Here is a 21048-nt window from a genome sequence, read left to right as displayed (position 1 = left end):
TATATTATCTGAATTAGTGAACGATGTCAATGGAGTAAAGTTTTCGCGCAAGTGGTTTTCCTGTGATCCGGGATGACTCCACAAGGACCTTAAAACCGGCTCTTGATTTATATATATAATCAATTATACTTTATGGTATTAGGTAATCAGGAAATTGATACTTATTTAAGGAGGTATACCCAATGGCCGAAGAAAAAAAACAGGAATATTTTCTGTGCCCATTCGCCGATACCAGCAAGCCAAGGCTGTGCCCGGCAAAGCACATCAATGCCGGCTGGAAGTGTCCGCTGGAAAAAGGCAGCGAGTGTGCCATCTGGAAAATGGCAGAGATGCTGGAAAGAAGCAAGGGAGGATACTAGACTGTTATCCTCACGGGTGGTATCAAATGCTTTCGCCTATTGACTTTTTCCTACTTATAAAGTATAATATCCATAGATAAAAGTTCGAGCAATAAAATAGCCAAGAACAAAGGAGGTTTTATGCGCAAAATATTTTGCGTGTTGTTTCTGTTAACCGCCGCTTTGACCTTTGCGGCGCAAAGAACGGTCGTTTTCGAGGAATTCACCAGAGTATCGGGCTGACCGTACTGCCCTGGTGCAGCAAGAGGTCTTGCTGAAATCTATCCACGAACCTACGATTCAACCGTCGTGATCGCCTATCATGCCAGTGGTTATCCGTTCTACTGCGCAGACGGCGGCCAGCGTTGGACGTTCTACAGTATCGGCGGCACACCGTACGTCAAGATCGACGGCGCTTATACCGAAGTCGGCGGTCTTTCGTCCCCTGGAACTATGTTCCCGAGGTACCGGTACTGGGCAACACAGCGGACACCGATCCACAGCCCGCTTTTCATTGACCTGACTTGTTCCTACGATTCACTCACGAATAACGGGACCGTAACCGCGCTGGTCACAAGCGATACGACCGCTAATGTCACCGGTAATATTTACTTTGCGGTCACGGAAAACAATATCCCGTACTCCTGGGGTGGATTGACCACGGTCGAGCATGTCTGCCGGGATATGCTGCCCAGCGGCACCGGTACGGCGGTGACCATACCGGCCAGCGACACGATCATCCGGGAACAGTCTTTTACGATAAATACCGCCTGGAACGAAAACAATATCTATATCGTGGTCTGGGTCCAGAACACTTCGACCCGGCTCATCTACCAGGCCGGTTTGATCCGCATCCAACCCAAGCCGGACATGGAATATTTCGGCTTAACTTACACTGAAGTCAGCGGTAACAATGACCGCGTGGCTGAGCCCGGTGAAACGATAATGATGTACGTCAATGCCAAGAACAACGGTGGCAGCGTCTACACGGGTAACGCGACGATCTCGACTTCTGATGCTTACGTCACGATCAACAGCTCTACTCCTCAGACGACCGCGATCAATCCGGGCGACGTAGACACAGTACTCGCGGTCGAATGCGCGATCTCCGGCGCCTGCCCGATCGATCATATCGCCGAATTCCTGGTTGATTTCGGGATGCCCGGCGATACCAGCCGCGCCCGCCTGATGATAACCGACAACCCTGGGTTTGAAGACGACATTGAATCCGGGCAAGGCAGCTGGACCCACACGGGTTCTAATGACCAATGGCATATCAGTACCTATCGCAGCCACTCACCGGCCAGCGCCTGGTATAACGGCAACGACGGCTCGCACACATACCCGAACTACCAGGTCGCCCAATTGGTCTCGCCGTACTTCGTTGTCACACCGGACAGCGGTGTGTCCTTCTGGAAATACTTCGCTTCGGAAGCCAACTGGGATTATGGATATTTCGAACTTGACAACAACTGCGGATGGTGGCGTCAGTTCGCATCGTACACCGGCAGTCAGACATCATGGACTCAGGTCAGCTTCGCGTTAGCCGAATACGCCGGTCAGACAATTCGCCTGCGCTTCCGCTTTATCAGCGACAGCAGCACCGGCGCTGAAGGATGGTATGTTGACGACCTTCGCGTTCCCATGGTGTTTGGAGTCGTAGAAAACCAAAATGCTCATGTAAGACCTTACTCATTGATGCTCGCGCCGAATCCGTTCCAAAAACAAATCACTATCCACTATGCACTAAGCAGTAAGGACCATGATGCACAGATGCATATATATGATGCAACGGGTCGTTTAGTGAAATCTTTTTCACTGTCTAGTGCCTACTCCATAGTGCCTAGTGTTGTCACCTGGTATGGTGACGATGAAGCCGGTAACCAGCTGCCGGCAGGCACGTATTTCATCGAGATTTCGGGCGAAAACGGGAGCGTAACGGAGAAAGCTCTACTGCTGAGATAAATAAATACCCACCCCTTATTCCTCTCCCCTTGTGGGAGAGGGTAAGGGTGAGGGGTAATGTTTTAAGGCGTGCTTAAAAGCACGCCTTTTTGTTACCCTGACCTGGGATATCAACATTCGCCTTACCCCTTGACAAATCATATATTTTAAGTATAATATACAATAATTGACACTTAAGGCTAAATTGATTTACGTGATCATATTCAGCCCATAAGGGCTGATAAAAAAATAAAAGGAGGCATTATGCGGAAAGGATTGGTGCTTGGTCTTCTTGCACTCGCTGTTATAGGATTCGCCGCACAGCGAGTTGTAGTGTTTGAAGAATTCACACGGATCCAGGGTTGACCATACTGCCCTGGTACAGCAAGAGGTCTTGCTGAATTATATAATCGTTCTCTTGATTCCGTAGTGGTCATTGCATACCACGCAAATGGTTATCCGTATTACTGCGCTGATGGTGTTCAGCGCTGGAGTTACTATGGCTGGACTGGAACACCGTATGTGTCAATCGATGGTTTAACAGATACGATCATCGGTGGCATCAGCTATCCCGGTAACATGTTTCCCTTCTACCGGATCGCAGCTGCCCAGCGCATGGCTGTTGCCAGTCCCATGCGGATAATCCTTACATCTACATATGATACGCTTACAAATAACGGTTCAATCACTGCAAAAGTCAAGAATGACAGCACGAGCTCGATAACTGCATATCTTTATTATGCCGTGGTTGAAAACGATATTGATACTGCCTGGTACGGCATGACAGGTATCGAACATGTGTGCCGCGACATGTTGCCTACCGGTACTGGCACATCGATCACGATCCCAGCCGGAGACAGCATAACCAACACGCAGGCCTTTACGATCAATGCCGCATGGAAAGAAAGGGACTGCAAAATCGTAGTCTTCACTCAGAACAATTCAACAAAACGTATATACCAAGGCGCCGAGATCGTGATCGTTCCAAAACCCATAATGAAGTATTGGGGATTAACTTTCACAGAACTCAGCAAAGCCATTAACCGGGTTGTCCAGCCGGGTGAAATGGTCAACTTTTTTATCAAAGCGAAGAACATCGGCGGGGGTGTATACAATGGTACTACGTCAGTATCTACCTCTGATGCATACGTTAGTATCGCCAGTCAGACATCTCAGACAGTGGCATTGGCGACGGGCGACGTCGACACCGTGCTCGTATTCCAGGCTAATATCAGCGCTTCCTGCCCATCACCGCGCACAGTTCCATTCAAACTGCAGTTCGGCTCGGCAGCGGATACGATGACATATAGTTTTATCGTGACTAACCAGCCAGGATTTTCTGACAACATGGATGTCGATACGACGAAATGGGCACATGGACCCATTTATACCGGCGGTATCGATTTCTGGCATCGAAGCACTTACCGGTACCACTCAAGCGCATATTCCTGGTACTCGGGCCGTGAAGCCACTCACCTGTACGGAAACCGCGGTGACGCGGCGCTGACTTCGATCCCATTCGTTGTCACGCCAGACAGCTCGTTGAAATACTGGCGCTATTACAACCTGGAACTGAACTGGGATTACAGCTATGTGGAAATCGATAATAACTCCGGTAACTGGCAGACCCTGCTGGTTTTGAATGGCAGCCAAACATCATGGGCGCAACAAACACTGAGCATGGCGAACTACTATGGACAAACTGTGCGTCTGCGTTTCCGGTTCATGAGCGACGCCTCAGATACACTTGAAGGTCTTTACATTGATGACGTCCAGATGCCGGTCGTCTTGATCGGGGTTGACGAGAACAAGGGCGCAACGGCGTCCCGGCTCTTCTCGATCGGACCCAATCCGTGCAAAGGCGTGCTGAATATCGCCTGGGATGCATCCGTTATCCCAACCTCGCTCAAGATCTATGACGTGACTGGACGATTAGTGAAATTCTACGCTCCTGCATCCATACCTTCCACGATCGTTACCTGGCATGGTGAAGACGACGCGGGTCGTCAGGTGCCGGCGGGCACGTACTTCGTCGAATTCGAGCACGCGAACGGAACGGCGACAGAAAAAGCACTACTCCTGAGATAAACAATATATCCCTTCCCCTTATTCCTCTCCCCTTGTGGGAGAGGGTAAGGGTGAGGGGTAAATACATCAAGGCACGCGTGTTCCGCGTGCCTCTTTGCTTTTATCGGGATGAACCAACAGCAATAGCGATGACAATTGACAAAAGCCCCCCTGTTCGTATAATAACCCACGGGAGGTCATTATGAAATTATTACTTGTCTTATTTTTGTCTTTAGGAACGCTCTTTTCCATTTCCTGGACAACCAAAACCCCAATGCCCCAGGCTCTAGCCGGCTCTGGCTGCGCCGTGATCAATGATACGGTCTATGTCATCGGCGGCCGGGATTCTGACGGTAACCGATACACGACCAATTATATCTATATTCCTTCAAACGATTCCTGGTCATCCAGGTCGAACATGACGACGGCCCGGGCGCATCTCGGGTGCGCATACGTAAACGGTAAGATCTATGCGATCGGCGGATGGGCAGGCAGTACCGCGACCGGAGCATGCGAGGAATACGATCCAGTATCTGATTCCTGGCAGACAAAAGCCGCGCTGCCCACGCCCCGGTACACGCTTGCCATCGCCACGGTGGCAGGGAAGATATACGTCTTTGGCGGTATGAACATGTCCGGCCAGGTTTTCAATACGGTCGAGGAATACGATCCGGTTAACAATATCTGGGCGGCCAAGGCAAATATGCCGACCGCGCGTTTCGGACCTGCCTGCGCCGTGGTCCGGGATACGATATATGTCTACGGCGGCTCGGCTTATGTCGGCGGTGGTCTTACGACCGTCAATGAGTATTATGTCCCGGCGAACAATACCTGGGGTACCAAAACAAACATGCCCTCGGCCAGATACTGCCATGCGGGATTTTGTTATTCGGATCAAGTATATGCGCTGGGTGGATATGATTATTATAATTATCTTGCCCTCTGCCAGGTCTTCAATCCAATCAGCAATTCCTGGGCTACCGATACTCCTATGCAATACTCCCGGCAATCCCTGCCTGTCGCCGTCGTCGGTTCCTGCGTTTACGCGATCGCGGGCTGGAACAATGGTTCTGTAAATTACACCGAAGAGGGACTGATACAGACAGGGGTGGAAGAGCACGCGGATATGAATGCCGGTCAAGTTACGGTTAAGGCCTGGCCCAATCCATTCAGCAGCAAACTGACTATACACTATACACTAAGCACTAAGCACCCAAATGCTGCCTTGCGGATCTTTGACTCGGCAGGTCGTTTAGTGAAATCTTTTTCACTGTCTAGTGCCTACTCCATAGTGCCTAGTGTTGTCACCTGGTCCGGTGACGACGAAGCCGGCAACAAGCTGCCTTCGGGTACATACTTCGTCGAACTTTCAGACAAGTACGATAAGGTCACGAAAAAAGTGATGCTTCTCAGGTAACACGGTGTGTTCTATCGACGTGATGTAGCCGCAGGCTTTAGCCTGCGCTAATACGCTAAAAAGGAGCGACATCATACTATGTGCGGACGATTCGTCAGAAAGTGCCCGGTCGACGAGATAAAAAAAGAGTTTGACGCTGTCGCTGGTCCAGATGGCGAGATAAAATGGGCTTTGGAACCAAGTTACAACGTTGCGCCAATGCAGAACGTCCTCGGTATCATAAACAAGGAAGGGACGACCCAGATCGCCGCGTTTCGCTGGGGCCTTGTCCCCTTCTGGGCGAAAGACCCGACGATCGGCAACCGGATGATCAATGCCCGGGCCGAGACCCTGACCGAGAAACCCGCATTTTCAAGGATCTTTAAAAACCATCGCTGCCTGATCGTGGCGGACGGATTTTACGAATGGAAAAAACTCGATGAAAAATCAAAGATGCCGATGTATATTCACATGCTTTCCAATAAACCGTTCGGCCTTGCGGGACTTTTTTCAACATGGAAATCTCCCGATGATGGGTCGATACTCACTACCTGCACGATCATAACCACCACACCCAACGAACTGTTAGCAGCGATACATAACCGCATGCCGGCAATTATCCCACGCGAACACAGAAAAATCTGGCTCGACAACGAGATCAGCGATCCGAAAGAGCTCATGCCTTTGCTGAAACCATACGACTCGAAAGATATGGAAGCCTATGAGGTTTCCCGCCGGGTGAACAAACCCGACTACAACCGACCGGACTGCATCAAGCCGTCTAAAAACGATAATGTTTGAATCTTTACTTCTTGCCGCTGCTTTTATCTTTACTTCTGCCCCGCTGTTCAGCCAACCCCAACTTATTTTTACCCAGGCCGGCGATACGATCGATGTAATCTTCTATAGCTCGCCGGTCGCTTGTGACTGGGATAGCGACGGCGATAAAGATCTTGTCATCGGGCAATTCATAAACGGCATGATCTCATTTTACGAGAACATCGGCACGAACAACGAACCGGTCTTCGGCGATTCCTCTTTTCTGTATGCTGACGGCGCGCCCATAATCCTCCCCTATACATGATGCCAGGGTTCCACGGTCGCGGTCTGCGACTGGAACGAGGATGGCATGCGCGACCTCATTGCCGGCGACTGTGAAGGATACCTGACGCTGTTTTTAGAGACCGGCAGCGGCCTTCACAATGCCGGTCATATCCAGCGCGATTCGTCCGGTGCCATGGTCGACATCCGCGTTTCCGCCAATGGCTTTCCCTTTATCAACGACTGGGATGAAGACGGCAGAAAAGACATTATCCTTGGCGAAACATACGCGATGCCGCCGGCAACCGGCAATGTGCGCGCATATCTTAACACCGGCACCAATTCCAGTCCCGCGTTCAGGAACCATTCGCTTATCTACGCGAGCGGCGCAGAGCTGTTCGTTGATCATTCTGATCCGGTGGTCTATGACCTGGACGGTGATTCCGTAAAAGACTTGATCGTCGGCGGAGTAACGGGTTACCTGTATTTTTTTAAGAATATCGGCACGAATGCCGCGCCTATATTTAACGCTGAATACGAAACCCTGCAGACCGCTGAAAATATGTTCATTGATGCGCTCACCCACTCCCGTTCCAATTTCATCGATTGGACCGGCGATGGTGACCTGGACATCGTGCTGGGCGGTCAGGACGGTTACGTGTGGGTTTGCGAGAACGCGACTGACGTATCTGCGAATGAAACGAATGAAAAAAGGCGAATGATACGAATGAACATTACGCCGAATCCGTGCTCGGGAAACCTTATAGTTAAATTCCAAATTCCAAATTCACCCCCACCCTTTCCCTCCCCCCTCGAGGGGGAGGATAAAGGAGGGGGGGATTTACTATGTATCAAGATCTTCGACGCTTCCGGTCGTCTGGTAAAATCATTTAACCATTCAACCTTTCAACCATTTAACCATATCATCTGGTCTGGCTTAGATAACATGGGCCGTCCAGTCCCTACCGGCGTGTACTTCGTGAAACTAACCGCAGGTGATAAGGCATTCACCCAAAAAGTTGTTCTTCTGAAATAACCAGCGCAAACAGCTGTAGTGGCCGACCTTGGTCGGCAAAACAAAAGCAACAAGACAGACTAAAGAAGCGACCCATATCCCTCACCTGTATCCTCTCCCTTTCAAAGGGAGAGGGCAGGGGTGAGGGTTGTCATTGCGAGCCCGCCAAGCAGTGTGGCGGGCGAAGCAATCTTCAATAACGATGTTTCTAATAGATGGAGTCCCTTTGGGGCAATCTCAGGAAAAACGATTCCCTCTCCCCTTGAGGGAGAGGGCAGGGGTGAGGGGTGTCATTGCGAGCGCTCTGCGTGCGAAGCAATCTCATTTTTTACTGTTCGAGCTTGTCGAGAACCTCATTTTGGGATCATTGACTTAACTGAAATACTTAATATGATTAAATCAACTTATTAACATAGTAACATAATTGCACTGCAAAAGGAGGAACAATGTGCAAAAAGATCCTTGTATGCATGATTATATTTCTGGCATTAGCGTTTAGCCAGACGACTAAATCTAACGTAGGGCAAGGTTTTAACCTTGCTAATAGAACTGATGTCCGCTTATCCCCCCACCTGCTCAACTACCAGGGTTATCTCACCGACACCCTCGGCAATCCGACCACCAATCCGTCTCTTTCGCTGTCATTCGCTATATTCGATAGCCCATCGGGCGGTTCTCAGAAATGGTCGGAAACCCAACTCTCGGTCAGTGTTAACAAAGGCATATTTAACGTTCTCCTGGGCAGTGTGACTACAATCCCGGACAGCGTGTTCACAAACAGCACTGACCGTTGGCTGCAATTGACCGTAGCAGGGCAAATCCTGGCACCTAGGACTCAAATCGTATCATCACCGTATTCTTACATCTCGACCTATTCCGACACGGCCCAGTATGCTCGAAATGCCGTGGCGGATAACGACTGGACATTCCGCATCACCGATGGTGCTGACACGACACTCCAGATGGGTGGTCGGTGGGGTCTTACCCGTCCCGGCAATGTGTTATTCGGCAATGCCGACAGCACGCATGTGAATTTCGGTGTAGCATGTACAACCGGCATAACGGGTAATAATTTCAAGTACAACACCGTCGCTGGCGGATATTATAACAGCGCGGCCAATCGTTCGACCGTTGGCGGCGGTCAATATAACAACGCCCGCGGCGAATATGCAACGGTAGGCGGTGGTAGTCACAACTCTGCGATTGGTTTGACTACGACTGTAGGAGGCGGTTCCTATAACACCTCAAACGGCGACTATGCGACTGTAGCAGGAGGATATTACAATTCAGCGATTTGGTATGGCGCAGTGGGCGGCGGATATGGTAATAGCGCAAGTGGATACGATGTTGTGGCAGGTGGACAAAGCAACATTGCCAATGGCGGCTGCACCTTTATTGGCGGCGGTGAAAACAACAGCGCCACTGGTCAGTATGCTGTTGCATGTGGTGGTTTTCAGAACTTCGCCGCTATGGATTATACAACAATCGCCGGTGGATGGATAAACCAAGCGGACAGCGGCAACTATGCGACAATTGGCGGTGGATATTTTAATAGAGCATGGGGTGAATACAGCACCGTTAGTGGTGGTGATGGCAATATTGCACAAAGAAGTTACTCAACGGTTGCTGGCGGTATGGGAAATTCCGCCACTGATTACGGATCCGCAATAAGCGGTGGTGATTGGAACAAAGCCACTAGTCCACATTCGTTCGTAGGTGGAGGATGTTATAATTCAAGCAGCGATGAACATGCAGTCGTTGGCGGAGGGTGGTTCAATGCAAATGGAGGAGAGTGCTCAGCTATCTTGGGTGGTTATGCAGATACAATAACCGCTACCGGTAAATATTCATACCTGTTCGGCATCAACTCCAACCTGACTGCGGATTCAACCTTCATGGTCGACATGCCCCACACATGGTTCGGCACCGAGGCGAGCGGCTACGAGTTTCCGCGTTCCCGCGGCGCCGCCGGCCAGGTTATGATCACCAACGGCAGTGGTCAGTTGAACTGGGGTAGTGCCGGCGACAACGACTGGACCATATCCGGCAACAACCAGTATTCCGCGGTTTCCGGCAATGTCGGCATCGGAACCACCAATCCCCAGCGCACTCTTCACGTCTCCGCGGTCATGAGACTGGAACCGCTGGTCTCGGCGCCGTCCGGTCCGGCTGAAGGCGACATCTACATGGATGCAACCACGCATAAACTCATGGTCTACGACGGCATGACCTGGCAGGCTTGCTGGTAGCTGCAGATTACGCTACGGTACTGCCGTCGGTATCTGGTCATTCCCGCGCCGGCGGGAATCCAGAAAATTAATGAATTTGAAATGACAACACAGATTCAACGTCGGCCTTCCCTCTGCTGTTCTCTTTTTTTCTTGATCCTCTCTATCGCCGCCTGCCGGTCGCGTTTTTCGCCCAGGTCCCAGCTTATTTTCATTATCACGCTGAATTCCGCTAATGAAACAGCGACTATCGGTACGAGTACTCGATACTTGTCGGCTTCAGTCTCAGGGTGCACGGCAGGCAATATATTACCCATCCATGGCAGATATAGTAAAAGTCCTGTGGTTAGTGCTGCTGATACACCAAGACACTCCGCCCAGCCATTAACTGCGGTGCGGTTTGCATAATATGCCTCATTGCTGATATCATCCTTTGTAATTGGCATGTTGTAGCTGTCGAAAGCCACGATGCCACGCCTGAGCGCTTCCGTTTTCGCGTCGTTGGCATATAAACCGCTGCTCAGCATACACCCCAGTCCAGCACCGGCAATAGCCGCCCAATAAACTGAAACCGGGTCAACTGAGTAGGTGTAGTAACCCAGACACCCATCGGTGCTGTGATATGTCATTTCCGTGCCTGCCAGAGCGCCAATGTATGATCCGCCTGCTCCGAGACTACCTATACAGCAGGCAGAATTTTTCAGAAGGTAATTGCGCGTATCCTTTTCTGATGCCTCCATCTCCTCCGTAGTTATCAGCGGCCATTCGACCCTATGGTTTTCTGCGAATTCCTCTCGGAAACGCTTGTCGCGTACGATCTCCCAGAAATAAAAAAGATAATCCTGCAGGGACCGGAAAGCATCCCGGCTGATGCGGACATGTTTTTCAATGCTTATCGCTGCGCTGCTGCTGCTGTCAGGACCGCTTGGGTTATGATCCTCAGTCCGGATGATCTTTACTACGACATATCCCGAACAAGTATCCGTGGATCTTCGTACCCAAGTGGAATCATCAGAGTATTCAAAATCATAAAAAGCGGCGCTCTCGAAACCCTCAATGTCTGAAAAAAGTCCGTAATATTTTGCCTCTCCGGCATCGATGACATCGCCGACCAGGTTATTAATAAACAATTGTTTGCCAACGGATCCAGATAAGGTTGTGTCAACGTTGAGAGCGTAGACACCTGGCAACATTATCAGGAAGATAATTAAAAACTGATTCAGATTTACCTTCATAGAATCTTTCCCCTCTAAATCCAGTTCACTACGATATTATGATCACTACTGTTAAATTATAGATGGATTTTGATAGCTGTCAATCATTATGGTTTTTCCCCTTCCTTATTTTTTCATAACTTTGTAACCTCATAACCTCATAACTTCAATCTTTTTTTCATCCCAAATCTTTTTCACAACCTCCTATCCTCATAACCTCTTATCCTCAATCCTTGGTCCCAGCCCCCCATCCCCTTATCCACCCATCCCCTCATCCTTTCTCCTCTGCTCCTCTGCATCCCTTCATCTCTTCTTCGCTTTCCTCAAGTACCTGTACACCTGCCGCTCCGAGATGCCAAGTTCCGCGCACGCCTTTTTGACATCATCATCATGTTTTCTTAAGCATTCCTGGATCAATTTGATTTTAAAACGATCGACCTTTTCATTAAAAGACAAGGACAAGGGAATAAATCTCCCCCCGTTGCTGCCATTGCCGTTGTTATCGAAACTGCCGATATAATGATGACCGTTGCTGCAATCATCCTGGCGCGATTCGATCACCAGGTCGCGCGCCTCGATCACGTCGCCCGCGCACATGAAGTACGCGGTCCTTAAAACAGCTTCCAGTTCCCGCACGTTACCGGGGAAATCGTATTCAGAGAGCTTTTTAACCGCTTCGCTGCTTATGCCGGCAGTGAACTTTACCGGGCTGTCCAGCAGCTTTTGCATGAAGTACTGTACGAGATCAGGGATCTCATACCTGCGATCCCTGAGAGGAGGGATCACGATCACGGGAGTGTTGATCCTGTAATAAAGGTCCTCGCGAAACTGCTTGCCGCCGACCATCTCCTTCAGATCCCTGTTGGTCGCAAAAATGAACCTGACATCGACCGCTCTTTCCTCGTTGCTTCCCAGCGGGCAGATCTTTTTAGTCTCCAGCACGCGCAGCAACTTTCCCTGCGATTCCAGCGGCAGATCGCCGACCTCATCAAAGAACATGGTTCCGCCGTGAGCGTGCGCGATCTTACCCTGATAGTTCTTGCGGGCATCAGTAAACGCGCCCTGCTGGTACCCGAACAATTCCGATTCAAAAAGAGTTTCCGGCACTGCGCCGCAATTGACGGCAACAAAACGCCCGCCTGCCCGGCGGCTGCCGCCGTGGATGGCGTGTGCGAATAATTCCTTGCCGGTTCCGCTTTCGCCGAAGATCAATACATTGACATCGAGGGTGGCAAGTTTCCGGGCTTTTGATTTTACCGCATCGAGTCCGATGATATCGTCAAATGTGTAATACGCGGCGAACATTGCCGCAAGTATATGAATATTTCAGTTCATTGCAAGCCTGACGTGAGAAAATTATTTTACACTTAAGTATTATGGATCGGTGAATGCATTTTTATGGTGCTAATATTATTATTTTATTGAATACGGCATGCGGTTGCGCTTTATTTGTTGAATTGCCTTATCGTATTTCTTTTTCAAAATTTCCGCCGTGACCATGGCCGCGGCACCGGGAACCGCGCCCAGGCCCGCGCAGGTCAATGTGGGGACCAATACGCTATTGTTGCTGGTGTCTGCAGAGCCTCCAGTGCCGCCCAGACAACCGCCGAACATAGTCGTCCAGGTAGCGACAGTATAACCGGTAAACCCGCCGAGCACCGCGCCAACGATCATCGCGCCCAGTCCGCCGTACTTCATGCGCGGATTCGGTTTAGTCAATTTTTCAACTTCATCAATGGTTATGGGCTGTCCAAGAATGTCATAGTCGACGATCCCCCACTTTTTTTCAAACCACGTTTTATTATAGTAGATAATAGAATCGTAACTGATAAAATAATCCTGCAGTATGGCAACTGCTTTAGCACCAGTGTTCTGTGCCTGATAAGTACCCTTGGTGGTCACGAGTCTGACAATATAACCGCCTTTTCCCAAATGATAGAAGCGCGCTTCGATGAACAAAACAGCGGTATCAACACTTTCGCCTATAGTAAAACTGAGATCAGGGAACAGATTGTACCGCGCTCTAATGTCCGGATCGATGACCGACCCGAGCTTTTCCGATAGCACGATCGCATCCTTGGTATTTAAACCAAAAGACGATCCAGGCGTGTCGTGCGTGACTGTTGATGCGGGCGCGCAGAAGATCAATAACAAAAATATCAGCAGCAAGGGCGCTGCGCTTTTAGCCATTAATTAAGAATATAACCATTAACCTCGGGATGTCAATGTAACCACTTAAAATACAAGGTCACGACTCGCATAAAATCGTGACCTTGTCTTTAATAATGATAGAAGTTATGAAGGTAAGAAGTTAATAAAAATTGAACCTACGAAGATGCGAAGTTACGAGGTTATGATAAAAAAATCTTTTTCATAACTTCCGCTCTTCATAACCTCTCATCCTCGTCTTTTCTGCTCTTCCTAACTTCCCAACCTCATAACCTCGATCCGTTAACGCAGTAGAATCGCCTTCACCAATTTTACGTGCATCTTCTGTGATGCGCTGTAAAATTGAGTGTCCCGTGTTTCAATAAAAACACGGGGATCGTTCATCGTAACAGAACTGCTTTCGCCATTTCGGCTCAAATTTTATTTGTGATTTGATTGCCGAAATGAGCGTCCCGTGTTTCTGCATAGAAATACGGGATTACCTTAAGAGAATCGCTTTCTCTATCTTTTCCTGCCCGTCAGCTTCCAGCCGCACAAAGTACACGCCGGCGGGAACTGAACGATCGTTCTGGTCTGTGCCAAACCAGAACACCGTAGACCGTAAACCGTTATCCGCGATCCGCGATGACAGGTTAACCACTAACCGACCGGTCACATCAAAGATCCCCAGCTTTGCCATTTGCGGATTACCGACTACGGCATACGATATCTGCGCGGTCCGTTTGAACGGATTCGGCTGCACAGTCAGCGACGTCCTAACCATCCCGGTATTGCGTGTTTCCGATTCCTTGATCGCCACGCCGGCTGACGGCGGCCAGGTCGTGTATTTCAGCGCGAATGAATCGGTGATCGGCGCTGCCAGCGAATGATAGGACCCTTCGAAGAAATACTGGATGCCGACATTCTGGCTGAAATTCTCGATCCCGCAGGTGTTGTCGGTTTCCCGCATCTGGTGCTGGTACTGGACAATGATCTCGCCATCGCCGGTCGGCGTCGGATAGTAAACCGGATCATACAGTATGATCTCGAACGTCTCCTGAGTGTTCGGATAACTTATGTGCGGCACGCGGAACCACTCGACCACATACCGATGGTTGGTCGCGTCATTATAGTAGTAAATGCACGCGGGCTCACCTGCGGTGCCCGGATACAGATCATCCCACAGGCCGGCGACCATTGCCGGCGGTCCATCCACGTTCGGAATGCCGCTGTTGGTATAGTCCGTGCTCGTGGTCGAACCCAGGGCGACCCAGCCGTTGGAGCAGATCGAGATCTGGGTATAGTTCACCCCGTAGTACTTGAACGTGAACGGCAATGTGAACTGGCCAGTCTGGTCGTCGCTATAGTCCAGCGCCGTCCCGACATGCAGTGTCTGGGTCGTATCGATCGCATACCAGGAATAGACCGGGCACTGCGTATGAGGACCGCCCGACCAATACGCATAGTAGTATCCGGTGTCGCTGGGCGGCATCATTCCAACGGTGAGGTTGAATGGCAGCGTATCAATATACAACCCTGACTGCACGATCATGTTAAACGCAACGCTTGTGCCATAGGGCGTCGCAGGACTTGCCGTTATGTTGAACGGATCTGAAAGGTTATTCGCCGTGTCATTGATCGCGATATTGGGATAGTTGCCGGAATTATCATTGATCGTGATGTACGGCGAAGCCGTGGTCAGCTGCGAAGTTACGCCCGTGGCGACGGCGACGCCATCGTTCCTTAACGTAACCAGTAGATTTGCCGTCTCGCCAGGATCCAGCACGCCGTTGCCGTTGCCGCCGGTCACCGTGGCATGGCGGTATGTCAGAATCGGCAATGGGTTGATATAAACGTCGAGCGGATAATTCATGTTACCGCCCGAATGCGCCAGGTTCAATGTAAAGTTCACCAGATGCATCAACGGTGTCGTGGGTGACGCGGCAACGTCAAAAATGGCGTCAACCGTGTCGCCGGCAGCGATCGTCCCCAGATTGGCCGTTCCGTTGTAAATCGTGACATAAGCATCGCTTTCGCTTAATGTCGCAACACAGCTGGTAACGGCACTTCCGGTCTGGTTACGCACCGGCACGATCAGGTTAACGCGTTCACCGCTCTCCCACATCCCGTTATTATTACCGAGCGGATCGCTGATCCGGTACAACAATGGCGCCAGCGCGAATGGATACGGTGTGGCATTGACCGCGGCCAGGGCGTTGATCCGGCCCGCGCCGAATGTATTGTCCTTGCCCGCCGCGCCCAGATCCACCGCCGTCACTTGCAATATGCTGTCGGCCTGCACCTGCGTCAGAAAGGAATTCTTCTGCAGCATCAACGCCACGGTCCCTGCCGCGTGCGGCGTCGCCATCGAGGTCCCGTCCCAGCCGTCCACATACCCGTTGTTGCTGGCATAGTTCAACGACTTGATGTACACGCCCGGCGCCGACACATCGGGCTTGGTCAAACCCGGCGGATACGTATAATCATTGAACGGCGCGATCGACTGCCAGGTCACCGGACCCAAACTCGAAAAACTGCCGATATTGTCCAGACTGTCGGTCGCCCCGATGCTGATGATGTTCGACTGCGCACCGGTCGCGCCATTTGCCGGATGCCGCCATGGCGACGGCACATTGCCCGGACACCGGCACGAATTGGGCGGCGCGATTCCGCTCTCATTGCCCGCCGCCACGCACTGGATGATCCCCGCGGCGCCCACTGTGTTCGCATTCGTCCGCCACGTCGCCTGATGCGGACTCCACGAGAGCTGCCAGCCTAACGACATCGTCATCGCATCCGCGCCGTGCGTCGGCGACAACGGCGGCGAAATACAGAACTGCCAGGCTGCAAAAACCTGCCACTCGGCTACCGAATCGGCCGTTGTCCGCACTTTGCAGCACAACATCTGCGCATCCGGCGCCACCCCGCACTGCGACCCCGCGGTCCCATCCGAAGACACTGAGCCCGCACAGTGCGAACCGTGCCCCGATTCGTCCATCGGATCATTGTCGTTGAACTCAAAATCCCAACCATGGTTCGGATAATTGGCATCGGTCCAGATATGATCGTGAAGATCTAAGTGATTATGGTTCACACCCGTATCCACGATACCCACCACCACACCCTGACCCGTGTAACCCAACGCCCATACTGCCGGCGCGTTGATCTTCCGCACACCCCACGCGATCTCCCGGTTGGGCGGAACCGGCGTATTATTACCCCGCTCCAACTTGATCAGCTTCAGATCATAATCCACATAATAAACCTCAGCCCGCTGTTCGATAGCATTGATCGCTTCCACCGTCGCCCGGCAGTGAATGCCATTATGGATCCAAAACGATTTGATCTCGGTTGCTTTGCCCTGCTTTTCCATGGTTTTCAAATATGCCATCACTTCTACCTGACGCTCGGTCGAAAAATCAGTTAAGATCTTCGCCACCATCGCCCGGCGCTCCGGCTTGGGCAAGGACTTGACCATCGCCGTCAACTGCCCAGGATCCATCTGATCCTTGAACACGATGTTAACGGAGATAAGATCCGACGTCCGGGCCCGCGTCATCACCCCCTGCAGATCCGGACTCACCAACGCGAACCCCGGCACCACCCATAAAACACCTAACAACAACAATAATAGCTTCTTCATAAATGACCTCCTTGTTTTAAAGAATTCGAAGTTATGAGGATAAGAGGTTAGGAAGATATGACTTTTTACTCTGTAATTTCCGCTCTTCACATCCTCTTTCCCTGAAAAATCCGAAGCTATGAGATTATGAAGCTATGAAGATACGAATTAAAGCTTTTTATTTTCCAGTTCATCTGCTCCTCATAGCCTCATAGCCTCCTAACTTCAGGCTGTTAACGCAGTAAAACAGCCTTCTCTATTTTCTCCTGCCCGTCAGATTCCAACCGGATAAAATAAACACCGGCGGGAACCGAACGGCCCACGTCGTCTGAACCATCCCAGACGATTTGATTAACTGGTTGAATGGTTAAGTGGTTGAATAACTTAACCAATCGGCCCGCCGCGTCAAAGATCCGTAACTGCGCAGCCGGATCCTTAGTGCTTAGTGCATAGTGTATAGTGATCCGTTTCGAGGACGGATTCGGCATCAACGACAGACCGAACACCATAGTGCCGCCTGACTTCCGCTCCGCCACACCGACATAACGGCTGAGGTTGCCCACTTCCCAATCGAGCAATGCCGGATCGCCCGGTGCTTTTGTGATCCGGTAGAACAGTCCTTTCAAGCGCAGGGTATTATAAGTAACCGTATCGGTCACTAAGTTCAGGCGTACCGTGTCCGCGGCCGTTTGCTTGAAGATCCCGGAGGAATTGCCCGGGATCAGTGCATTGGGTACCAGTTGCCAGATCGCGCCGTTATAATATTCAACCTGCATGCCGATGGAATCAGTTGCCGCTGCTTTGCGCCAAACAACGTCACCCCACGCCGACCGCGCGTAAGTTGTTGCCAGCGTGTGGTAAACAACCCCCGGCCCGGTAAGCGTACCGGCATTGTTCTGAAAGGTCCAATCATAAGACACGAGCACATTGTCTGCCGCATTTGCATAACCCCAGTGCGAAGCTGCCGTGCTGTCGGAGTAGAACCAGTCGAACTGGATCGAATCGCAGGGCAGCTGCGCGCTCAAGCTGATCGTCTGCGTGCCGTTGCCGCTTGCCGTGTACACGATCAGATCGGTCCAGGCAGTCCATGCCGCGGCGCCGACCTTTTTCCGGAACTTCACCCGGTATTTCTCGCCCGTCTCGTAGATCTGGAAACCCCAGCCATAGATCACCGAGAGATTCGCCGCCGACGCAGGCACATAGATCTTGGGCGAGATCAATTCCTCGTTGTTATTGGTGACCCCGCTGCCCGCGTCATCGTCAGAGTAGTACGCGTAATAAACGCCATATGTGGGCGGTGCATAGCCTCCGATATCGCCGGTCGTGCCCACGGTCCACAGGTACGCGTCGCCGTTGCCGTTGACCACGGTCCAACCCGCCGGCATGCTCCCGGCTTCGAAGTTCTGGAACATGAGCGTATCCTGAACATAACCCAGCGGCACCAGCGTAACGCTGTCACCCTGGACCCTAGTCGCGCTGAACGTGCAATTTACGAACTGGTCGCCCTGCGTCTGGTACCAGGAACAGGTATTGGCCGGTAATCCTGCGGGATCGACCGTGAATGAACGCCGGCTGGTCATGCCGGACCAGAACCCGGATCCGGTTGTATCAGCGGCTTTAACTCTCCACCAGTATGTATCACCCGACGCGAGCGCCGGAAACACGAATTGCGCGGTCGCTCCGCTCGCGAATGATGCCGTTGTTGAGCTGTCGGGAGTACTGAATGTGGTATCAGTATCCCAAAAGATCCGGTAGATAACGCGGTCACCCTGAGGATCAGTCGTCGTGAACCGAAGCGTGGGCGTCAGCGTGGGCAGACGCGCGTAATTAAGCGGGCTGATTACGGACGGAGTCACCGGCGCGCCCGGCGACGGCGTGGCGTTGACGGCAGCCAGGGCATTGATCCTGCCGGCACCAAAATCCATGTCCTTGCCCGCAGGACCCAGGTCCACTGCGGTCACCTGCAGGATACTGTCGATTTCTCTTATCGTCAAATAAGGGTTCTTCTGCAGCATGAGGGCCACGGCTCCGGCACAATGGGGTGTCGCCATGGACGTTCCGTTCCAGCCGTCAAGATAACCGCTATTATTCTGGTAATCACACGATTTGACATTCACGCCCGGCGCCGAGACGTCAGGTTTAGTCAAACCGGGCGGATAGACATAATCATTGAAAGGAGCGATACCATCCCAATGCACGGGACCCGGTGCGGAAAATGACGCGTAAGCATCATTAATATCAGTGGCGCCGATGCTGACGACATCTGATTGCGCGCCGGTCGCGCCGTTCGCCGGATGCCGCCATGGCGACGGCACATCACCCGGACAGCGCAAAGCGTTTGGCGGAAGATCGACGCCGCGTTCATTGCCCGCCGCCACGATCATTACGACATTGGCGGCGCCGACATTATTGCAGGTCGTGCGCCATACTGACCGGTGAGGCGCCCATGCGTAACGCCATCCCAGCGACATTGTTATCAGGTCGCCGCCGTGCGCTGGCGACAAGGGTGGCGCTACCACAAACTGCATGGCGGCGTACACCTGCCACTCCGCGACCGAATCAGCCGTAGTCCGTACCCGTAATCCCATGACCTGCGCATCGGGCGCAACACCACACTGCGAACCCGCGGTTCCATCGGAAGCCACGGATCCGGCCGTATGCGTCCCGTGCCCTGCGATATCTATCGGATCATCAGTGGCCGATTCAAAATTCCAGCCATGATGGGGATAGTTGGCATCCGTCCACAAGTGGTCGGCAAGGTCAACATGATTGTAATTAATGCCCGTATCAATGTGCCCGACCACTATCCCCTGACCAGTATAACCAAGAACCCACACCTGGTCGGCATTGATCTTTGAAACACCCCATGCGATTTCCCTGGTTTTGCCGGTTTTATCAGGAGGAGCAACTATACGTGAAGGATTTTCCAGTTGGATCGGCTTCAGGTCATAGTCGACATAGAAAATATCGTTTCTTTTGTCCAGGACAGCAATGATGTCTCTTGACGCGCGGCAATAGATGCCATTATTGATCCATAAAGGGGTTATATCCGTAACTCTACCGACTTTTTCCATATCTTTAAGATAAGCAACAAGCTCTTTTTGATGCTCACGGGAGAAGTCGGTCAATATCTGGGCTACCATCATTCTTCTCTCTGATTTTGGCAGACCTTTTACCGCATCAATCAGCTTCTGACTATCCATTTGTTCCTTAAGCACGATGTCAATGGGGATAAGATCCGACGTCCGGGCGCGCGTCATCACGCCCTGCAGATCCGGGCTCACTAACGCAAAACCCGGTACCACCCATAAAACACCTAACAACAACAATAATAGCTTCTTCATAAACGACCTCCCTGTCATCTGTTTTTACTATCAAACAATAAACTAATGAACAAAAAGGCAGACAGGGCAAAGCTTTCGATCTTTGCCCTGTCAGTCCATTATATTCTCCGCTCCAGAAGAACAGAAACGAAGAATCTTATCTAAGAAGTATCGCCTTCGCCATTTCGGCTCAAATCTTATTTGTGATTTGACTGCCGAAATGAGCGTCCCGTGTTTCTGCATAGGAACACGGGATTACCTTAAGAGAATCGCTTTTTCTATTCTTTCCTGCCCATCCGCTTCCAGCCGGACAAAGTAAACACCGGCGGGGACCGAACGGCCCACGTCGTCTGAACCATCCCAGACGACCTGGTTAACTGATTGAATTCCGCCATGCTGATTGGCGGATAAATGGTTAAATAACTTAACCAATCGACCCGCCGCATCGAAGATCTTCAGCTCGGCCTTCTGCGCATCCGGCCCGACGCTATACGCGATCTGCAAACGGCCATTGAACGGATTCGGCATCAACGACAAACCAAATACCACACTGCCGCCCGCCGTCTGCTCTGCCACAGCGATCAACCGGTGCAGATTGCCCACCTCCCAGTCCAGTAACGCCGGATTGGTCGGCGCCTTCGCCTTCCGGTAGAACGACGTCAACAGCCGCAGGTTCCGGTAGGTGTTCGTGTCCAAGGCCGACAGATCGATC

General features: G+C 51.5%; 14 protein-coding genes. 8 read left to right on the top strand and 6 right to left on the bottom strand.

Going from position 1 to position 21048, the window contains the following annotated elements:
* Positions 1-182: 182 nt before the first annotated feature.
* From VF399_04210 to VF399_04175, 8 genes are all read left to right on the top strand, one after another.
* A complete protein-coding gene (locus tag VF399_04210; protein ID HEX7319545.1) occupies positions 183-359 on the top strand; it encodes a hypothetical protein in 177 nt (58 codons plus the stop codon).
* Positions 360-647: 288 nt separating this feature from the next.
* Positions 648-2303 (top strand): FlgD immunoglobulin-like domain containing protein, encoded by a 1656-nt coding sequence (locus tag VF399_04205; GenBank protein HEX7319544.1) that lies wholly within the window; start codon positions 648-650, stop codon positions 2301-2303.
* Positions 2304-2711: 408 nt separating this feature from the next.
* Positions 2712-4370 carry an Omp28-related outer membrane protein gene (locus VF399_04200; protein ID HEX7319543.1) on the top strand — a complete coding sequence of 553 codons (1659 nt, stop codon included), beginning with the start codon at positions 2712-2714 and terminating at the stop codon, positions 4368-4370.
* Positions 4371-4551: 181 nt separating this feature from the next.
* Entirely contained in the window at positions 4552-5766 is a 1215-nt protein-coding gene (locus VF399_04195; GenBank protein ID HEX7319542.1) for a kelch repeat-containing protein, read from the top strand.
* Between the two features lie 78 nt (positions 5767-5844).
* Entirely contained in the window at positions 5845-6546 is a 702-nt protein-coding gene (locus tag VF399_04190; protein ID HEX7319541.1) for an SOS response-associated peptidase, read from the top strand.
* Positions 6539-6829 (top strand): hypothetical protein, encoded by a 291-nt coding sequence (locus tag VF399_04185; protein HEX7319540.1) that lies wholly within the window; start codon positions 6539-6541, stop codon positions 6827-6829. The genes VF399_04190 and VF399_04185 overlap by 8 nt, the downstream gene beginning before the upstream one ends.
* Before the next feature lie 45 nt (positions 6830-6874).
* On the top strand, positions 6875-7822 hold the full coding sequence (locus VF399_04180) for a T9SS type A sorting domain-containing protein (GenBank protein HEX7319539.1): 948 nt from the start codon (positions 6875-6877) through the stop codon (positions 7820-7822).
* 425 nt (positions 7823-8247) lie between these two features.
* On the top strand, positions 8248-10050 hold the full coding sequence (locus VF399_04175; GenBank protein ID HEX7319538.1) for a hypothetical protein: 1803 nt from the start codon (positions 8248-8250) through the stop codon (positions 10048-10050).
* Positions 10051-10145: 95 nt separating this feature from the next.
* On the opposite strand, the gene VF399_04170 is transcribed toward VF399_04175, so the two are convergent.
* The 6 genes from VF399_04170 to VF399_04145 form a co-directional block, all read right to left on the bottom strand.
* Positions 10146-11264: a hypothetical protein gene (locus VF399_04170; GenBank protein ID HEX7319537.1), complete on the bottom strand. Its 1119-nt coding sequence runs from the start codon at positions 11262-11264 to the stop codon at positions 10146-10148.
* A 282-nt stretch (positions 11265-11546) separates the two neighbouring features.
* Positions 11547-12548, bottom strand: a complete 1002-nt coding sequence (locus VF399_04165; protein HEX7319536.1) for a sigma 54-interacting transcriptional regulator — start codon at positions 12546-12548, stop codon at positions 11547-11549.
* 108 nt (positions 12549-12656) lie between these two features.
* On the bottom strand, positions 12657-13433 hold the full coding sequence (locus VF399_04160) for a hypothetical protein (GenBank protein HEX7319535.1): 777 nt from the start codon (positions 13431-13433) through the stop codon (positions 12657-12659).
* A gap of 457 nt (positions 13434-13890) precedes the next feature.
* A complete protein-coding gene (locus VF399_04155; GenBank protein HEX7319534.1) occupies positions 13891-17034 on the bottom strand; it encodes a S8 family serine peptidase in 3144 nt (1047 codons plus the stop codon).
* Positions 17035-17246: 212 nt separating this feature from the next.
* Positions 17247-20357 carry a S8 family serine peptidase gene (locus VF399_04150; GenBank protein ID HEX7319533.1) on the bottom strand — a complete coding sequence of 1037 codons (3111 nt, stop codon included), beginning with the start codon at positions 20355-20357 and terminating at the stop codon, positions 17247-17249.
* Between the two features lie 234 nt (positions 20358-20591).
* On the bottom strand, positions 20592-21048 hold a 457-nt coding region (locus VF399_04145; GenBank protein HEX7319532.1), incomplete at its 5' end, for a T9SS type A sorting domain-containing protein.

Source organism: bacterium (genome assembly GCA_036382775.1).
Lineage (GTDB): Bacteria > Hydrothermota > Tepidihabitantia > SM23-42 > JAOAFX01 > DASVHD01.
This window is presented reverse-complemented; position numbering and strand designations above follow the sequence as displayed.

Excerpts from the sequence above, each read along its gene's own strand:
- VF399_04190 (HEX7319541.1), top strand. The coding sequence starts at position 5,845 with ATGTGCGGACGATTCGTCAGAAAGTGCCCGGTCGACGAGATAAAAAAA.
- VF399_04210 (HEX7319545.1), top strand. The coding sequence starts at position 183 with ATGGCCGAAGAAAAAAAACAGGAATATTTTCTGTGCCCATTCGCCGAT.
- VF399_04160 (HEX7319535.1), bottom strand. The coding sequence starts at position 13,433 with ATGGCTAAAAGCGCAGCGCCCTTGCTGCTGATATTTTTGTTATTGATC.
- VF399_04155 (HEX7319534.1), bottom strand. The coding sequence starts at position 17,034 with ATGAAGAAGCTATTATTGTTGTTGTTAGGTGTTTTATGGGTGGTGCCG.
- VF399_04170 (HEX7319537.1), bottom strand. The coding sequence starts at position 11,264 with ATGAAGGTAAATCTGAATCAGTTTTTAATTATCTTCCTGATAATGTTG.
- VF399_04180 (HEX7319539.1), top strand. The coding sequence starts at position 6,875 with ATGCGCGACCTCATTGCCGGCGACTGTGAAGGATACCTGACGCTGTTT.
- VF399_04150 (HEX7319533.1), bottom strand. The coding sequence starts at position 20,357 with ATGAAGAAGCTATTATTGTTGTTGTTAGGTGTTTTATGGGTGGTACCG.
- VF399_04165 (HEX7319536.1), bottom strand. The coding sequence starts at position 12,548 with ATGTTCGCCGCGTATTACACATTTGACGATATCATCGGACTCGATGCG.
- VF399_04185 (HEX7319540.1), top strand. The coding sequence starts at position 6,539 with ATGTTTGAATCTTTACTTCTTGCCGCTGCTTTTATCTTTACTTCTGCC.
- VF399_04175 (HEX7319538.1), top strand. The coding sequence starts at position 8,248 with ATGTGCAAAAAGATCCTTGTATGCATGATTATATTTCTGGCATTAGCG.
- VF399_04195 (HEX7319542.1), top strand. The coding sequence starts at position 4,552 with ATGAAATTATTACTTGTCTTATTTTTGTCTTTAGGAACGCTCTTTTCC.